Genomic DNA, 18534 nt, shown 5'->3' with positions numbered 1-18534 from the left:
AGAAACTTAGTATAAGAAAATTCGGTAACAATTTAATATACTTTATATGCAAATGACGTGCTATACCTCTCAGGTAGCACGTCATTTTTAAAATATATAGATTAAATTATACATATTAAACTATATAGATTAAAATCTATAGTTTAATATGTATAGCTTATAATGTATAACTTATATAACCACGCCTTATAGGATATGTTGATATCAAATGTATATGAAAATAAAGTAATCATAAGGCCTTTTATGATGATAAGGCAACATGTATCGCATAAAAGCTCTGATTTGATGCGTAAAAAAATTAACATAATAAAAAGCTATGTTAACTATATGAAAAAAAGTTTAATAATGATTTAAAATTATGATATAATAATTTCCGTAAATAGTTGGAGGTGAGTATATGAATTTTGTGGGACGTGCTGAAATTATAGAGCGTATCCAGTCCCGAATTGCAATGGGCCAAATGAGTTTATGTGTTGTATATGGTCCTCATCGCAGTGGTAAATCCTATGTGGCTTCGCAACTTGTACGCCGTCATAAGGCGATATATTTGGCGGGGCGCATGGCCAATGAATCAGTCCATGTGGCTGATATAAATAGAGCTCTTGAGGCACGTTTTGTTCCTGCTAATGCTCAAGATACATTCGAGCCTGTAGAGAGTTTGCAGCAGGCTTTTGTGAGACTTTTTGAAAGCAGTGTGAAAACACCTCAGACTGTGGTGATTGACGATTATCCATCCTTGGTGGAAGCAGTTCCTCAGTTTCCCATTCACTTGCGCGATTTATTAGATACCTATAAAGATACGAGTCGTTTGAACATCATATTGATGGCTAATGGTCTGGAACAGCTCGATGGCCGCATCATTGGCGATCGCAGCCTTATCGGTCCTTTCGTGTCCGAATATCTTGAGGTGAAACCATTTTCCTTAGTTGATATGAAATCCTTGGGTCTTCACTATGCAAAGGATGATTTGCGCACCGTCTTTGCCGTAACCGGTGGGTTACCTGCCTATGTGCAATACTTTGATAATGGTGAAAGCATCGATACGAATATTATTAACTTGTTCTTCTCAGTAACGGGAGCTCTCTTTGAAGAAACACAATATATCTTGCATCGAGATATGAAGAATATAACCGGTGCCAATGCCATTTTAACGGGCCTTGCTAGCTTGGAAAGACCGTATTACGTGGAGCTTTTACAAGAAAGCCAAATTAAAAGCGGTACCTTTACATCCCGTTTGAATGATCTCATGTCGATGGGACTTGTAGGCCGCATTCAAGCAAGTAGCCGTGGGAACGCAAAGTACGCGGATTACCATTTCACGAACAGTATGTTCCATTTCTGGTATCGCTATGTATATAAATACTGGGGCGATATCGTGCGCGGTTATGGCGCTGATGTATATTATAATCATGTAAAACCGCAGCTAAAGGACTTTGTCCAAGCCGCGTGTATTGCGATTTAATCAGACAATTTCAGATTGAATACTACTACCTAAAGATTGAATACTATTACCCAATGATAGTATATTTCCTCTTATAATGACACCACATTGCGTATGTGGTGTCATTTTTAGTAATAATATATTTTCAGCAATTACCCTTTGAATCGCATACGTATGGTGTACTGTGGATGGAAACTAAGACTCAAATATAACAGAATATAGGGAAATTCCAAGGAATTGCCAATTTGTCAAAACACTCTTTCCGCGGTATTGTGTACATAAGCGCTATGCCATGGCAGGAAAGGGGATTTATGTTATACACAAACGAAGAACCTTTAGTACAAAAAACATGTATTAAAACTGCAAACTTACAACATGACAATTATCAGTCAGAAATGTTAGAAACACAGGCATTACCATCTCATTCTTTACTATCGAAAGCTAATGAGTCTAGGGAAAGTATTCCAGAGGAATTGAAATTACAGACCCTCGTCTGTGGTCATCAAGTTTTATCGTCCTTGTCGGACAAGAGCCTCGTGTCCATCTGTCAAAAGCCGAATATGCGGATTCAGACGGTAGGATATCAGCCGTGGTCCGCTGATGAGCTTCGTCATGATGCGGCACAAATCGAGCTTTGTCGCAGGTATCGACCGCTCATCTTGCACTATACGAATCGCATGGGAAACCGTGAGTTCCGCGAGGACGTAGAGAGCTATCTTTGGGCCATCCTCATAGAATCGATTTATAGCTTTGATTTGAATGGGACCGTACCGTTCCCAGGCTTTGTGAAAGCTGGCATTATGTATGGTTACATGCGGTACTGGAAGCGTGAGAGATTGCGTTATCGCCGTGAAATACACATCCCAGATCGCACCACCGATGATGGAGAAGTCGCTTTTGGCATGGATATCTTCGCATCTGGCGAGAATGTGGCGGATATGGTGATGAGTGCCGATGAAGAGCATAGGCTTCGTGCGCGCCTCGTATGGGCCTTAGGTAGATTGTCTCCTGATCAACGAGACCTACTGCGCCGTGTCTACGGTGAGTGCCAAAGCTTGGTATCGGTTAGTGAAGAACTGAACTGTAGTCGCCAAGCCATCCAACGGCGCCACGAACGAGCCATTCGGAAGCTGCGCAGGTATTTGAGTACGGACTTTAAGGACGTGCGTGTACATTAGTTATTATAATTTAATTTCTTATTTATATCCTATATATTGCATATTTCTTTTAATCTCGATTAACGAATATACATAAAATATGCAATTCTCAATTTAAATGAGAAAATAATGACACATCAAAGTATATATAACTTTTACAAGATCATAAAGTCATTAAATATACGTAAATTTCTATAGTTTTGTATATATATTTACAAATTATACAGGCTGATATACAATTAAGTCAGCAGCAGATTAAAGCATGCTAATCTGCTTTCACAGAACACGTGTTCATTGTATTGTTGAAAGGAATGTTCCTGATTAGATTGGAGAGGATTCCATGGCAATAGATGATAAACTAACAGATTTGATGGCCGCTCGGCTATCTAAGGGAGAAGATTTGGATTTGATCTATACGAATCCAAAGAATCACATTGTTTGTTTTATTCCTACCTATCAACCTAGTGGTGGAGACAGTACGAAGTGTTATTTTGTGGATGGACGGGAAGAAATGGTCCATCTGCCGATGCGCACAATCACGCGAGAGCTAGCGATGCAGGAAGGGCTGAGACCCAATTACATCATGACTAGCGACGGTCGACGCAGTAGCTATACCGCGCCTAAGACCTATGGTCCGCATCTAACCTTTGCTCATATTAAATGTCGCCGCCCTATCGGCAAGGACGTGGTGTACGGCCTCTTTAACGTGGCTATACCTTATGAATATATCGTTACGGAAGGTCCAGAACTCGATACGAGCTATATTCATGTGGCGGACTTTGCACCCATCTTGGTGTACCAATCCCCGCGTCATGTCAAACACAAACTGAACGAAGCGATGCTAGAACACTGCAACTACGTGCGAAAAATGCTAGCCCGCATCAAACTCAGCCAAAACCCTCAAGTCGTGGCCGAACTATTTATCGCCTGGAGAGACCTAACGAGATAATTCGTTGGACGGTGAAAGTAGAATAAAACGAGGGGAGAGAAAGGAGGGAGGAAATAGGGAGAAAAATATAATACGGAAGAAGTAAGGTAATTAGAGGTACATAATGTGCCTCAAATAGTTAAATATATTCTTAGAAGAACCACCCCTGATAGGGGTGGTTCTATTTTGTCTATATTATATTTTGTAGCTTAATATATTCATTTATAAAATATTAATTTTTAAAGAAATATTATATAAATCTTATATTTATAAGATATAATCATAAAAGATGAAAAATTCATGATATATTAATGAATTGCCGATTCCGTGTAAGTATAATACGATTACATCTGAAGTTATACCGTGTATATGTAAAGGGGTATTTTGATTATGTGTTTACAATGGCGTTTTCCTGATAACGGTAATGGTATGGAGTATGGCTTAGAGACGGGCGATATTGATATTTTTAAAAAGGATCCAATTGGCTCATTGGCGCGGGAGATATGTCAAAACTCTATTGATGCTAATAGAGGTATTCATCCTACGCGTATAGAGTTTAGCACTTTTGATGTTGCTCGTAATGATATTCCTGGTATTGATGAATTATCTGAGCAAATTGAAGCTTGTTACCAATATCGTAAAGACGATAAAAAGGAAGGTGCTGCTATTCAGGCAATACACTCTATGATTAATTTGTCGATTATTCCATGTCTTCGTATTAGTGACTTTAATACCACTGGATTAATAGGTGTCTCTACATTTGAACGTGGCGTACCTTTTTATAACCTAACTAAAACATCAGGTACTAGTTTTAAAGGTGCTGGTAGTGGTGGCTCAAAGGGGATTGGTAAGGCTGCAGCCTTTGTTGCAAGTGGAACAAGAACAGTATTCTATTCTACTTATACACAACGAGAAGAGAAGGGTTATATAGGTATTTCAAAGTTACGCTCTGTACCAATTGATGCAGATGGCTATAAAATGTCTGTTGCAGAAGGATACTATGGATGCAAAGAAGATAGTTTCCCATGTGTAGATAGTGAATTATGCCTTGATCCTAATTTTACTCGAGCATATGGTGACTATGGTACCGATTTATATTTAATTGGTTTTGGACATAGAGCAAATTGGAAGTCTGATTTAATGTTTAAACTATTAGATAGTTTTATGGTTGCTTTTGTTAAAGGATTATTAGAAATTACTGTTGATAACATTACATTAAGTAAAGATACAATTAAAAAAATTATTTATGACACTACTTCTTTCCCAGGTAAAGATGTTAGTAGTTTAAAGTCTATAATGGCACAATATGAGCTTTTAACATCTGTAGATAATGTTACTCATATTGAAAAAATAGTAAAAGGTTATGGACCTATTAATGTTTTGGTAAAAAGCTACTCTCAAGGTGAAAGTCATAGAGCTACAGGGACTTGTGATATTATCCGATATCCATATATGAAAATTACTAGCCATGGTGTAGGTCGTTTAATACCATATTCAGCTATGTGCATTATTGAAAATGGTGATTTAAATGAAGCTCTGCGCCGTATGGAGAATGCTGAGCATACAGCCTGGTCGTGGGAGCGTTTAGAAGGTGAGGAAGCACAATCTAATGCAAAATCTACACTTAGTAGATTAAAAAAACTTATCTCTAGAGCGATTACTGAAGCGTTAAAAACAGAAGTGGGCGATAAAACAGATATAGCTGGGGCTGGGGCTTACTTACCTAGCGTAGAGGATTCAGAACCTTTAGATGGAGAGGAGTTAGGTGGCGATTCGAAAGAATTTACTCATATTGGTAAGATTAGACAGAATCAAGCTGATCATAAACGTGTTGAACTAGAAAATGATAAAGACGATAAAATGGATCGTAGTGTGACTACTCCTGTATCGGGAGATGATAGTGAAAATGATGCAGAGATTTCTAATCCCGAAGGCGATCCAGGTTCAACTGGTGTTCACGTTGGGGGCGGTACATCTGTAGATGCAGGTCATCCTACTAATACAAATAATACTGGCATAGATGAATCATCTCCTAAAAAGGGATATACTCGAAAGCTGTTAGGCGGTATTCGCTCTAGAAATATGTATGATAAATCTCGGGAAAAATTCTTACTTACATTCGTATCAAATTGCAATGAAACGAATTGTGATATCGTTATCAAGGAGATTGGTGAGTCATCTGATACTTACGAAGTTGATATTATATCAGCTGAAATTAACGGTGAATCTTGTACTATAAAAGATGGCGTAATAAAAGGAATCAGTTTAGAATCCGGTAAGAAATATACGGTTTCTTATAATGTGAGTAAAGGGAGTAGATTTGCAACAGGGGTAGAGTTTTATGCAAATAGGTAATCGATTATTTCCATATCCAGTGGTAAATAGAAATAAGGCATTATCTGACTTTAAAGATAATGCTTGTTATAAACTTGCTTTTAGTGATCCTGACTATCCGATTAAAGATGATAGACATGATTTAGTTTTACAAGATATCTATGTTAAATTAGTTGATGACACTTTGACTACTTATGTGGAAAATGATTTATTACAGCCTATGCTAGTAGTTGAATCTCCAGAAAGCGTTTTTCGTCAGACTTATAAGCTTTCTTTAGTACCACAAACCATATTTATACCTTTAAATAGCTTAAGTGGTAAGGTTACTATTTCATCATATTTATATGCGACACAAAATATAGCGGATTATAGAAGCTTAAACTTCATTGAGGATTTTGAGGGTATAGATTTTGATTTAAATCAATATGATATTGTAGGTGTTGATGATGGCTTCTCAATTAATATTGAACATAATGATTTAGCTGATAACGTAGCAGAATCTATTTTCGAGGTTATACGAGGAAAAGTTACCCAAAAATATTTACAATATGAAGCATCTAAAGGTGAGTCAAAAATATATATCTATTTACCGTCAGATCGATTCGAAGAATATTCAAATGTTAAACATAGTCGATATTTTATGAACATATTTATGGGCTTAATTGTTACTCCTGTATTAGTAGATATCTTTAATAATATTAAAGAAGAATTTAGAGGCTATACAGATATTACAGACGTAATTGAATCGTATCCATGGTTTAAGTCTGTTGTACGTGCCTATAATGCAGTTGAAAAAAATAAATTGACGATGGAAATATTTACTGGTTGTGGGACGCTAGAGTTTGCACAAACTATATTTAATAATATGAATATCAATGCGATTCAAGACGCAACAAATATGATTCTTAAGGACGGTGAGATAGATGGGGAAGATTAATATTGGTTACATGACTGAAGCCGCATATAAAGAGCTAAAAGAAAATATTGAGACTTATAAAGATTGCTTTATTGAAAATCCTAACAATTCTCCTTGGGTGGACTCACTTGCAGAGGGAAAAGCATTTCAAGCTAAAGCCTATCAAATTGATGATTTTGTTTTAGAGATGCCAGCATCAGCAACCGATATTGCTACAATTACACGAAATTCGATTTTGTTATATGAAAAGCTTAAGCATTTACCACGGTATATATTGAGTAATAAATATTTTTGGTTATGGTTTATGTTCAAACGATGTTATAGTGTAGCACTTGTAATGATGGAGAAAAAAGAAGTTTCATCATTTAACAATCAATGGTTATTAGGTGGTCGAAGGGGATTATTCTTTGGAATCATCTCTCGTTGTTATTATCGCGTAGCTCTAACGGTTGATGAAGATCATAATGTAGATAGATATTATCTAACAAAGTTTACATTTGAAAGTCCTTCTAGATTTAGAGAGCTTACATGGCGAACTTTTTCTAGCGAAAAACATATTGTAATGGGATTTATGAGAGCTGTTTATGACACTGTAAAATCTGGGAAAGAAAGATCATCTTGTTATGATGATTTGGCTAAAGACGTTTCTCGTCTAGGTAGTGTTAAAATTCTAGATGTGATGACAGAAGATGACATTTATCATTATGTATTTGATAAGTATCAAGAATACTTAAGAGTTAGCTAATTAATTTTAGTTACACTAAAGCAAAGCGAGGCGATATTAGATGTTGATTAATATTGATACGGGGAAATTAATTACTAGGATTCCACATAAAAAAAGTTTTGAAGCTTGGCGAAAACAGATTAGTAATGAAGATTATCAAGCCGTAGTTGATGAGTTAAATAAAAGAATTGATGAAAATCCTGAAGTGCATACTGCAGGGTGGATACCTGGACATGACTGGACAGAGACTGTGTTTTATCCTATTTATTTAGCATGTAAAAAAGATACGACTTCGGCCGCACTTTTCTTCGGAATTATCGTTTTTATAGTATTTATGGACCGACCAGAACAATGGTCATTAGGTCGTTATCAGGTTAATGATAAAGATATTGCTAGTATGACATATTTTAGAATCGGTCGGTAATTAATCATAGACGTTGCAAATTATTCTTACAAATTAATAGATTTCTCCTACTCATATAGGTTACAATAATATGAGTATTTAGAAAGGGGTTGCATGTATGAGTAAGATTGATTTAGCATCACCTGTGGTGAAATGGGTTGGTGGTAAGCGTCAATTATTAGAACGTTTAATGCCGTTGTTCCCAGAGACATACACTAGCTATTGCGAGCCATTTATTGGTGGTGGTGCTGTATTATTTGCACTGCAACCAGAGAACGTAATTATCAATGATATTAATAGCGAGTTGATCGGGGTTTATCAAGCTATTAAAGATAATGTAGATGCATTGATTAAAAGGTTGGAGCAGTTTGAGAACACAAAAGAGTGCTTTTATGATGTTCGAGGTTGGGACCGTAATGCAGTGGTTTATAATGAGTTAACTGATATTGATAAGGCTGCGCGTATTATATTTTTGAATAAAACTTGCTATAACGGATTATATCGTGTAAATAGTGCTGGTGAGTTCAATACACCTTTTGGACGCTATAAAAAACCTAATATTGTTAATGAAAGTACACTTCGTGCTGTCAATAAATACTTTAATACGGCTAATGTGACTATATTGAATACGAGCTATTCTGAAGCGGTTCAAGGTTTGCCAGAAAATAGTTTTGTTTATTTGGATCCTCCATATGATCCAATATCTGTAACAGCCAGTTTTACTGGTTATAATGCGGGAGGATTTAGTCGAGAAGATCAAATTGCTTTACGTGATTGCTGTCGGAATCTTGATGCGGCTGGTATTAAATTTATGCTTTCAAACTCTGCAACAGAATTTATACAAGATATTTATAGTGATTTTAATATTACTATTGTTCCTGCAAAACGTGCTATTAATTCCGTAGGTTCAAAACGCGGCTGTGTAGATGAGGTTATTGTAAGAAACTATGAGTAAGGCGGTAAAAGCTAGAAAAGTAGATATTACTTGGGATAATTTGAATACTAAATATAATATAGTTGAATCTGTTAATAAATATGGTTATTATAAGATTTCTGCTGATGAAATTAAAGAGTTTTATGAGCCACGTTTAGCAGTTAAATTTGATCATTATGATGAGCGGCCAAAATTATTTCTTGAACATGATTTGACGATTTTACCTATTACTAGGGGTGATTATTATATATCTCGTATAAAAGCCTATCATAAGTTTGAATTTATAGACTCTGATATAACGTATTTAACTCCGCCTGAATATATTAAGAGTCTTGATGTACACTCTATAAATAGTGAAAGCAAAGCGTTAAATATGGCCTATATATCAGGTATATTAGGCGATTTTTTAGAGGATGAGAAGTTATTACCTACTGTTGCAGGGCGTATGAGTTCTGAAAACTTTAGTTTTTATGCAAGTTTATATAATGATGATGTGGCTATCAGTTCATTTATAAATGTAGAAAATTCTCAGATTGAAATTGATGCAGCTTTTGAAGGTATTCGTAGCTTGGCTTTTATGGAAGCTAAGCGTGATTTATCAGATAATTTTTTGATTCGTCAATTATATTACCCATTCCGCACTTGGCAACGTAAAATGGGGGATAAACCTGTTCGTCCAGTATTTTTAATTTATTCTAATAGTATTTTTTATTTATATGAATATAAATTTACTGATCTACAGAACTATAATTCTTTAGAATTAGTTAAGCACAAACGTTATTGCTTAGAAAATACACATATCTCGAGAAGGGATGTGAAGATGATAATGGATATAGTGCGATTTAATCGAGAACCATTAGTACCATTTCCACAGGCGGATTCATTTGAACGTGTAATTAATATTTGTGAATTGTTATATATTAATGATATGGAAAAAGACTCCATAACTGATGAATATTCCTTTGATACACGTCAATCTTCTTATTATTTAGATGCAGCAAGATACTTAGGTTTTGTAGAACGAAGTATAGATGAAGATGGACATCGTTCTTATTGTTTAACTAAATTAGGGTATGAATTGTTTTCTATGCCTTATAAACAACGACAGCTAAAGTTGATAGAAAGGATTTTATCTTTTAAAGTCTTTTATCTAGCGTATAAAGCGTATTGTGATAATGAAGAGATGCCGTCTAAAGAAGAAATTATTACTATTATTTTGCAGTCTGGTGTTGTAGATCCTAAAACTAAACTACCATATAGCAAATCCACTAATAAAAGAAGAGCAGGAACAGTGACTTCTTGGATTAACTGGATTATTAGTACTATTAATAATTAAAAATATGTTATTACTTATATTAATTGAGAGGTGATATATATGTGTAATAATGAACGACCTATAATTCAATCGCATGGATTTGATGGTAGTGAACCTACTCGAATCTGCCCACATTGTCATATTGAAAAGCCTATTAGTGATTTTGGCTATCGACAAATGTCTAGTGGTGGACAGGTTAGAAATCAATCTTGGTGTAAAGCTTGTCGATCTAATTCTAATAGATGAAATTTTAGTATAAGGATAATAATAAAAAGTCCGTCTAGTATTAGAACTTTGTATTCTAATACTAGACGGACTTTTTATTAGGCAAGTAAATAATATGCTTATATAAATAAGATTATATGAAAATATACATGCTTGTATTAAAGTTTAAGCTGGATATTATGACTCATAATTATAGTTAATGGCGATATTTTGAATTATGAAGATAAGATGATAAAATAAGAATATATATTAATGTGAGAGTATAAAAGTATTACATCTATAAATAGACGTGATGAATGTTTTTACAAAAGTAGCGATTAATGTATTTTGAATTATATCATATAGCTACTTATATCCTTTAGTGTTAACGATAATAAAGTTGTTTGTATTTAGGCATTTTTTTATTTGGTTTATATACATGGAGGTTTTTATGGAACGTTTCACGATTAGAAAAAATGATTACTTGTCTGAGCATACGCTTGTTTATTATCATCAACCATATCTTCATTATCAAGAACCAGGCAATCCAGATTTTTTGAATGTTTTGAAAAATTTAATTAATGATGAGGGTCAAAGGCGTATTGATGCTGCTCGGCAGGAAGTGTATGATATAGTACATAAGGATTTACCTGCTATTATGGAGGAGCGTCAATTAGATGAAGCAGTGATTGTGGTAGTACCTCGATCTAAGGTATTTACACGACCATCCCAATTAGGTTTTAGATTAACAATTCAAGATTGTGTGCGGATGCTTCGTGCTAATGGTTATCCTAATATGATAGATGGAACAGAATGTATTAAGCGACATACAGAAACGAAAACAACCCATTTACGTAAATTTTTACGAGGATACTTTAATAATGGACCTGAACCATATAAAGGAATAACAAAGGCTACCTGTCATATTAATGCTGATATGGTACGAGATAAAGTTGTCATTTTAGTTGATGATATTTATACTCCAAAAGTAAATGTTGATGAGGATTGCGCTCAGGCGTTACTAGATGCGGGAGCTAAAAGAGTTATACTATATGTTATCGGACGTACACAACATAATAATTAATATGTTGATTTATAAAGAGGTAAGACTGTGAATATTAGTGATATAGCACTTAAAATATGGGCAGCCCAAATAGTAGGTACTATACCTTCAAGAGCACAATTTCATAAACTATATAACTCCGAGTCTAACTTTCTTAGTGCCATAAAGGATGATATTCAAGTAATTGATATGGTGAATCAGTTAACTAAAGAGATAGAGACTAATACTGCTCTTGATGGAGTAATATGTATATTTGATCAAGATTTTCCTCTTATCAATCCAACTGTTAAGGCGAAAGGTGATAGACCTTATTTGTTGTTTTATAAGGGCGATATATCTCTGTTACATCATTTGAATAATAATGTTGCTGTTATTGGACATACAAGCCCTAGTGAAAATATTCAAAAACGAGAGCGAAAGATTGTTTCACAGCTTGTAAAGGAAGAGCAAGTTATTGTTAGTGGTCTTGCTAAAGGTTGTGATGTAATTGCTCATGAAGAATGTATGCGACTAGCTGGTAAAACAATTGCTATATTACCATCACCTATAAATGAAGTTTTACCTAAAGAACATACAAAACAAGCAAAACAGATTGTAGAGACTGGTGGGTTACTTATAAGTGAATATTATACATCACCTAGTAATCCTAGATTTGAGATGACTAAGCGCTATATCGAGAGGGATCGTTTACAAGCTATGTTTGCAAAGGTTGTTATCCTAATTGCAAGCTATGCTGTAAAAAAGGGTGATAGCGGTGCTAGACATGCTATGAATAAAGCATTGAAATACAAACATCAAGCTTGTGTTATGTATGATGAAAAGCAAGATAGTCATGTTGATGAAATGGAATTAAATAAACAGTTTGTTGAGGCGGGTAGTGTAAAAGTGTTAGCAAAAGCTGCTCGAAAGAATCCTGTTTTCATCACCATTGATGAAATAGCAAAATATAGAATTAGCACTTTAGAAAGAGTGACTAGTACAAAGCAAGATAATTTATTCTAATATTATATTAGGAGGAATCCTTGTTTCATATACTCGATATAGATAATACATTATTCTTTACTAATGATTTAAATAATAAAGCATACATATTTGCTTTATCCTTGTTGGGGTTGAAAGCATTAGCACCTTGTAAAAGAATCACAAGAACGGTTGTTGCGTCATGGTATCCATCTCTGACGAATGCAGAAATGATTGATATTGTACAGATGAAACAAACATATGTAAGTGAGAATTTGCATCTTATCAGTATTAATGAAGAATTATATCAGCTTTTGCAAGAAGTAAACGCAAATATGGTCGGGCTTTGGACTGCTGCAGATCCGAGTAGAATTGAAAAAATTTTAGACTATAATAATATTACAGATTATAAACATATTCGTTTTAGCGATAAAAGCCAAGATGACATATGTCTTGGTATTCAAGAGTTTTGTCAGATATTTAACTGTGAAAAGAATGAGTTATGCTTTTACGAGGATGATAGAAATGTAATCATATATTTACAGTTACAGGGTGTTAAAGTTAAAGAAGTTGTTGTATAGTTAAGAGCTCTACCTCAATTGAGGTAGAGCTCTTTATTTTATCTAAGTTTTATTTCTTTAGGGCTGCCATTTCGAATATCCAAATCCCATCATAATAATGCTCACCACGAGCATGCCGTTACCAATGGTAATGGCGCTTTCACTTGTGGCTAGACAGGTAATAAAGGATCCGATGGCCATAATGATTGTGCCTAGTATAGCAGATAGTTTATGAATTGCCATGATAATCACCCTTTGCTTTCACTAACAACATTAGGTTTAACAATATACGTAATGACTGCGTACAGTAGGGCTCCGATTACAATCCCGTTCAGCGAAGCCAGTCCGAATGGAATGAATTTCACGCACACTAATGCAACGGCCCATGTAATCCATGGAACTAGATTCCATTTTTTGAAAGTCGCTTTGTTGTAATCGATATATTTTCCGCGATGAACTAGGTAAAAGTCCGCTAGGATAATACCGCATAGAGGCGGAACGATGATGCCTAGTGTACTTAAGAATACAAAGAGAGAGTCGATTTTATATGGTTGTGTCATTGTTGCTAATGTAGAGATTGCAATGAGCACGGCTAGCATAATATTTCTGTTTAGTTTGAAAGAATTTGCTAGGTTCAATGATGTTGAATACAGGTTCGCACCATTTGTTGTAAAAATGTTTGTAGTCAACAATAGTAAGCTTGGGAACACGAGGCCAAAGCTTAGTAGTACATTGATTAAGTCACCATCATTCATAGCAACGCCTGCGATAGCGCCGCAGCTAATCATCAACGTATTGCCGCCCAATAGACCGATTGTGCTCGCTGTAATAACATCTTTCTTGCTTTTACCATAACGCATAATATCGGCGATACATGTGGCAGTGGATAGAATCCATGTACCGATAACGATGGTAATGCCTGACAGTAAATCGATAGGTTGTAATGGCACATAGTTAAATAGTTCTTGCCAGCCACCGATCGTTTGAACGGAGCGAGCCGCTGTACCTAGTGAAAGGAATACGATAGATGGAATCGCAATATAGCCGAATACGGCAAGTGATTTAATACCGAGAACTGCAAAGATACCCATGATAACGGCGCTGAGCATCATAGCAATGACTTCGCCTGTGTAGGAGAGGTTGAATACTTGAGCAATAAAATGTCCATATAAAGCCGCTTGAATAGTGTACCAACCTAGATTGACGATAGGTACGAAGAGAGAGGCAATTCTAGATCCTTCCTGACCGAAGCTGTATCGCGTCAAAAGGGCAAAGGTAAGGCCTGTTTTATAGGCGATTACACTCACTAGACCTGCGATGATACATAAGAAAATATTCCCTAGAATCATGGCTAATAGTAATTCGTTGAAAGTCAGCCCCGCAGCTAACCCGCCACCAGCCATCATACTGGTTACAAGAAAAACGAACCCAGTCCAAACGATGGTGAGAGAAAAGCAGGACTTCCTTGCCCCTAACGGGACTGGCTCCCTAGAATACTCATTATCTGTGTTTGTATCAACTGGTTTTACAAACTCTAATTTCTCCTTACTCATACATCTATACTCCTTTACGTAATAAAAAAAGCTACCATGATGCGTTTTAAGATTTATATAAGCATGGTAGTAAAGACCTATTATGTAGTGTAAATATAGTGGATTTCTCTAATAAAGGATACATATTTAATTTGTCATAAACGAATGGTATTTGTCTTCATTAAAACATACGGGAAATGAATATTCAATATGTATACTATGCATATTAAGCAATGTTGAGAACGATAGATTCTTTAGTGTTAATATTGTAAAAGCAAATAGATATTGTGACTATAATATAGTAAGAAGGTATGAGTAGATGTTACTCCTATGAGATCCTAGTTATAAATAGGCACGTTCTCAAGAGTATAGTATATATACTGATGAGAACGTGCCTTTGCTGCATTACTGGATGTGGTTATTGCTTTTGGGGTATTAATAGCGCTTATTTGTCTCACAAAAGACAAATAGCCCTCCGTTGCCTAGTGTAACTAGATAACTGAAAGGCCATTTCTCAATGTTTTTGTGTAACTAGAGATGAGCCTGACGTTACGACTCGTCAGACTATCTTCTTATATTATAGTAAGGTTATTATATATCGTCAAATTATGATGAATGTGTGTATGGTACGTGGTTTGTTGATGGTATTGTAAAATAAGAAAAACTCCTATTGGCTTTCACCGATAGGAGTTTTTGGTTTTATAATTGTAATTTTATAGTACTTTTAGGCCTATTATTAAGTCACAGATTATAACAAACTAATTATATTTCTTTTACATCATCAGGTATAGCCGGAGGAGCGGGTGGTTTACCCATAGATCTTTCAATGAACACCACAGCCACAAAGACGATGAGGCTGACGATGGAACCAAAGATGATGGACATGATGCCATATGGGTTGCCAACGAATTCCCAGTACACGCCTGCGATGGAGCCGAGCACGATGGACCAAATGCCAGCGCCAGCTGTTGCATTTTTCCAAGTAAGGCCAAGTAGGAATGCGGCGAATGGGCCAGCGGATCTCATTGTGAAAGCAAATACGAGCATCGGAATGATGGCTTTGCTTACGAGGGAGATTATGATAGCGATGATACCGAGGAATAGCACACATAGACGGCTATATCTAGTGAGCTGATCATCGGTGAGGCTTTTACCAAAATGATGTTCCACAATATCCTTGGTAAATACAGTTGCGGCGCCTAATAGGTCGCCTGCGCCTGATGAAAGTGTGGCCGATACGACAGCGGCCATAACGAAGCCCGCCATTACTGGAGGCATGAGGTTAAGTGCTACCGTTGCCACTGCATTGTTGGCTTCAATTCCGGGGAATTCAGCTAATGCTACAAGGCCTAATACGGCAGGAACAAAGGCGAATAGAGCCATAATAATCCCGCAAATGATAGAACCGAGAACGGCCGTTCTTTCATTTTTCGCTGCAAAGTACCGTTGAACTGACTCTTGCCCTGTGGAGAATGTCATGAAGTACATGATGACAAGGCCGATGATGGTTTTCCAACCCACCTTTGTAAAGCCTAGCTGTTCAGGTGGCAATTTTGTCACTACCGATTCCCAGCCACCTACATTGTGCAACACAAACGGCACCGCGAGGGAGAAGCCCCCAACGAGAACGAAGAAATGGATAACGTCTGTCATCGTTACGCTCCACATACCGCCGGACATGGTGTAAATTACGAGTACCGCACCGCAGATGAGGATGGCGAGCTCTGTTGAAAGTCCGGTGAGAACGCTAATAATGGTTGCAGTTGCTGTAATCTGTACGCCTGCTAGTGTAATTGTTGCCAGCATGGACAGAATGGAAGTAATGAGATGACTGGACGCGCCGAAGCGACGGCCGATGATCTCCGGTACAGTTGTTGCCATGGCACGCCGTAAAAGCGGTGCGATGAAAGCAACGAGAATAACACCAATCCCTGCAGATACGACGTACCAACCTGCAGATAAGCCCCACGAACCATACGCTTTCGCTGCTACACCTACGGTGCTCCCACCACCGATTTCTGTAGCCGCTAATGTGCCTGCCGTCATAAGAACCCCAATACGACGACCTGCGAGTAGATAGTCAGTACTATCTTTTACACGAATATGACAATACACGCCGACTAATAAATTCAGTAATAAATAGGCGCAAACAATAACCCAAATAATAGTCAGAGAATCCATATGACACCTCCAAAAATTTACACTATCTAGAGATTCATACTAAATCACCCTTACTACTTGCGGTGCATATATCAAGTATAGTTTAATTATCCATAAAAACTGGGGAAAATACAAAGAGGAGTTTCTTGGAACGTTGGAGAATGTATATATATTAGGAACTAAAATATAAAATTATTAATCATAGGCACAGCCTTATTTACATAGTATACTTATGCTAATAAGACTGTGCTTATTTTATTGAGAGACAAGATTCATTTTTTGAGAGAGGTTTTTATGATTCAACGTATTTTGATGCTAGCTCTTGTGTTGCTGGCTTTCACCATGCCTACAGAGGCAATTACATTTCAGGAGCTGAAGACGTCACCACAGTTTAAGCTTGTTTATTCTCAGTCGATGAATGGGCCCATAGAGAGTGGTGGCTTGTATATCTATTTAAACACTTATTCGATTGAGGCCCTACGCTATGCACCGCCACAGTATTCCTTGCGCGGGACTTACTATATTGTGATGGATACGTCTTATCAATCTATCATCAATGAGAGACAGCTCACCGTGGATTATGATACTAACTATTCGTTAGCGACACTTATTCATTCGTCTCGTATCATGAATCCGAGCCCGTCTATGCTGGCTTTGATTGAGGCTAGTGAAAGTAAGTCTGGTTTAGCTATGACAGGGGTAGATGTAGCGAGATATACATTTGATGGGGCGACAAAGCCAATGCATTATGTAAACGATACGCGTAAGGTCCCACTTAACCGTAATAATACTATTATATATGATATAGCGGATGCTATGTTTGTATCTGTATATCAGCAGCATTTTGATGATATTGTGGCCCAATGAGGTGGATGATGAAACGCATATATTTACTTTCACTATGGTTACTAAGCTGCCTCGTGTTGCCAATGCAAATCCAAGCCGTATCACAAGCTGACTTATTAAACGCAGAACGATTTGAACACATCGATTCGAGTGCTGACTCTGGAAGAGGAGATGGAAAATATTTGGATCTTTCATCTGTTAAGTCTGTAACGGCGCCGAATGGCCATCGTCGTATTGAAGCCGTCATTTATGTTTCCATGCCTGCTGCGAATATGATTCAAGGACTTTCAGTACAATACGATTACCAAATGGATCGTTCTTTGCGCCATTTGATTAATGATCATGATAGAAGTTTAAAACAAGGTGATAAGACCCCATATATCTCTATTTGGCGTGCAAAGCAAGGAAGTTCAGGAATTACAGGGACCGTTAATGATGGCGGTACCTATTACAATAATGGACAAATTCGCCAACAACGTATATATGCAGAAAATCTAAAAGCTATGATTCTACCTGCTGAATTTGGTGATGAAAAATATAAATTGCCTAATTTGATCTATAAAAAGATCTTTGGACTATCTTATGATGATGAGTTGTAATATTTATGTATGGCACTAGAGTGGTTAAAACAGTGAATAAACATAGATTAAAGATAAAACTTGTTTTTGGACTCCTAATAAAGCTTGTGCTTTTACTTATTTGGGGAATCTCTATTTGGGCTTTCTATACATTGCTCTATGATCGATATGTATTAGAAGCATATCCATTAAGGGATTATTTGCCAGTATTGATATTTACCTTTGGGAATATTTGGGTTTTACCGTGGCTTATTTTGTGGCATGAGAAACTATATCCAGCGTTTGATAAACCAAAAATTTATTATAGAGTGAAAGCTTGGTACTTTTCTTTGAAAGACCAATCTTTAGTGGGGACATTTATCTTTTATAGTATAGATTTTGTTATAAAGCTAGGGATATTAATGTATGGCACTATTATTGTTTTAGCTATTGTTATTTTTGTGTTTCTTACCTGGCTCCGATTCTGATTATTATTGGAC

The 18534-nt window shown here is 36.4% G+C and carries 19 protein-coding genes; 16 read left to right on the top strand and 3 right to left on the bottom strand.

Translation table 11 applies throughout. The annotated features are described in order from the left end of the window. The first annotated feature begins 397 nt into the window (after positions 1-397). The 13 genes from E7A03_RS05825 (at position 398) to E7A03_RS05765 (ending at position 12960) form a co-directional block, all read left to right on the top strand. Positions 398-1462 (top strand): AAA family ATPase, encoded by a 1065-nt coding sequence (locus tag E7A03_RS05825; RefSeq protein ID WP_221741136.1) that lies wholly within the window; start codon positions 398-400, stop codon positions 1460-1462. Positions 1463-1752: 290 nt separating this feature from the next. Then, on the top strand, positions 1753-2619 hold the full coding sequence (locus tag E7A03_RS05820) for a sigma-70 family RNA polymerase sigma factor (protein ID WP_287506676.1): 867 nt from the start codon (positions 1753-1755) through the stop codon (positions 2617-2619). A gap of 319 nt (positions 2620-2938) precedes the next feature. Further along, on the top strand, positions 2939-3547 hold the full coding sequence (locus E7A03_RS05815; RefSeq protein ID WP_287506674.1) for a hypothetical protein: 609 nt from the start codon (positions 2939-2941) through the stop codon (positions 3545-3547). A gap of 369 nt (positions 3548-3916) precedes the next feature. Continuing rightward, a complete protein-coding gene (locus E7A03_RS05810) occupies positions 3917-5881 on the top strand; it encodes a hypothetical protein (RefSeq protein ID WP_287506672.1) in 1965 nt (654 codons plus the stop codon). Further along, positions 5868-6797, top strand: coding sequence for a hypothetical protein (locus E7A03_RS05805; RefSeq protein WP_287506670.1), 930 nt, complete (start codon positions 5868-5870; stop codon positions 6795-6797). Before E7A03_RS05810 ends, E7A03_RS05805 begins: the two co-directional genes overlap by 14 nt. A 10-nt stretch (positions 6798-6807) precedes the next feature. Beyond that, a complete protein-coding gene (locus E7A03_RS05800; RefSeq protein WP_287506668.1) occupies positions 6808-7521 on the top strand; it encodes a DUF6339 family protein in 714 nt (237 codons plus the stop codon). 40 nt (positions 7522-7561) lie between these two features. Further along, positions 7562-7924, top strand: coding sequence for a hypothetical protein (locus tag E7A03_RS05795; protein WP_287506666.1), 363 nt, complete (start codon positions 7562-7564; stop codon positions 7922-7924). A gap of 97 nt (positions 7925-8021) precedes the next feature. Continuing rightward, positions 8022-8858: a DNA adenine methylase gene (locus tag E7A03_RS05790; protein ID WP_287506664.1), complete on the top strand. Its 837-nt coding sequence runs from the start codon at positions 8022-8024 to the stop codon at positions 8856-8858. Continuing rightward, a complete protein-coding gene (locus tag E7A03_RS05785; protein WP_287506662.1) occupies positions 8851-10173 on the top strand; it encodes a type II restriction enzyme in 1323 nt (440 codons plus the stop codon). The genes E7A03_RS05790 and E7A03_RS05785 overlap by 8 nt, the downstream gene beginning before the upstream one ends. Before the next feature lie 39 nt (positions 10174-10212). Continuing rightward, entirely contained in the window at positions 10213-10398 is a 186-nt protein-coding gene (locus E7A03_RS05780; protein ID WP_156697358.1) for a hypothetical protein, read from the top strand. 409 nt (positions 10399-10807) lie between these two features. Beyond that, complete coding sequence (locus tag E7A03_RS05775; RefSeq protein ID WP_156697357.1) at positions 10808-11440, top strand: amidophosphoribosyltransferase; 633 nt, start codon at positions 10808-10810, stop codon at positions 11438-11440. Positions 11441-11467: 27 nt separating this feature from the next. Next, positions 11468-12421, top strand: coding sequence for a DNA-processing protein DprA (locus E7A03_RS05770; RefSeq protein WP_287506659.1), 954 nt, complete (start codon positions 11468-11470; stop codon positions 12419-12421). A gap of 20 nt (positions 12422-12441) precedes the next feature. Beyond that, positions 12442-12960 (top strand): hydrolase, encoded by a 519-nt coding sequence (locus E7A03_RS05765; protein WP_287506657.1) that lies wholly within the window; start codon positions 12442-12444, stop codon positions 12958-12960. Positions 12961-13017: 57 nt separating this feature from the next. Here E7A03_RS05765 and E7A03_RS05760 read toward each other — a convergent pair whose 3' ends face one another. From E7A03_RS05760 to E7A03_RS05750, 3 genes are all read right to left on the bottom strand, one after another. Then, a complete protein-coding gene (locus E7A03_RS05760; RefSeq protein WP_287506655.1) occupies positions 13018-13182 on the bottom strand; it encodes a hypothetical protein in 165 nt (54 codons plus the stop codon). Positions 13183-13187: 5 nt separating this feature from the next. Next, positions 13188-14492 carry a cytosine permease gene (locus E7A03_RS05755; protein ID WP_287506653.1) on the bottom strand — a complete coding sequence of 435 codons (1305 nt, stop codon included), beginning with the start codon at positions 14490-14492 and terminating at the stop codon, positions 13188-13190. A 741-nt stretch (positions 14493-15233) separates the two neighbouring features. After that, a complete protein-coding gene (locus E7A03_RS05750; RefSeq protein ID WP_058948314.1) occupies positions 15234-16652 on the bottom strand; it encodes a sodium:solute symporter family protein in 1419 nt (472 codons plus the stop codon). Between the two features lie 273 nt (positions 16653-16925). Here E7A03_RS05750 and E7A03_RS05745 point away from each other — a divergent pair, with 273 nt between their 5' ends. Genes E7A03_RS05745 through E7A03_RS05735 form a run of 3 tightly spaced genes read left to right on the top strand, consistent with a single transcriptional unit; the run spans position 16926 to position 18522 of the window. Then, the gene (locus E7A03_RS05745; RefSeq protein ID WP_287506651.1) at positions 16926-17498 is read left to right on the top strand and encodes a hypothetical protein; all 573 of its coding nucleotides are present in this window, start codon (positions 16926-16928) and stop codon (positions 17496-17498) included. 8 nt (positions 17499-17506) lie between these two features. Continuing rightward, on the top strand, positions 17507-18076 hold the full coding sequence (locus E7A03_RS05740; protein ID WP_004698206.1) for a hypothetical protein: 570 nt from the start codon (positions 17507-17509) through the stop codon (positions 18074-18076). A gap of 32 nt (positions 18077-18108) precedes the next feature. After that, positions 18109-18522, top strand: coding sequence for a hypothetical protein (locus E7A03_RS05735; protein WP_278604542.1), 414 nt, complete (start codon positions 18109-18111; stop codon positions 18520-18522). Positions 18523-18534 lie beyond the last annotated feature (12 nt).

This window comes from Veillonella parvula (genome assembly GCF_032472435.1).
GTDB lineage: Bacteria > Bacillota > Negativicutes > Veillonellales > Veillonellaceae > Veillonella > Veillonella parvula_N.
Note: the sequence above shows the minus strand (reverse complement) of the source record. Positions and strands in the feature narration are given on the sequence as shown.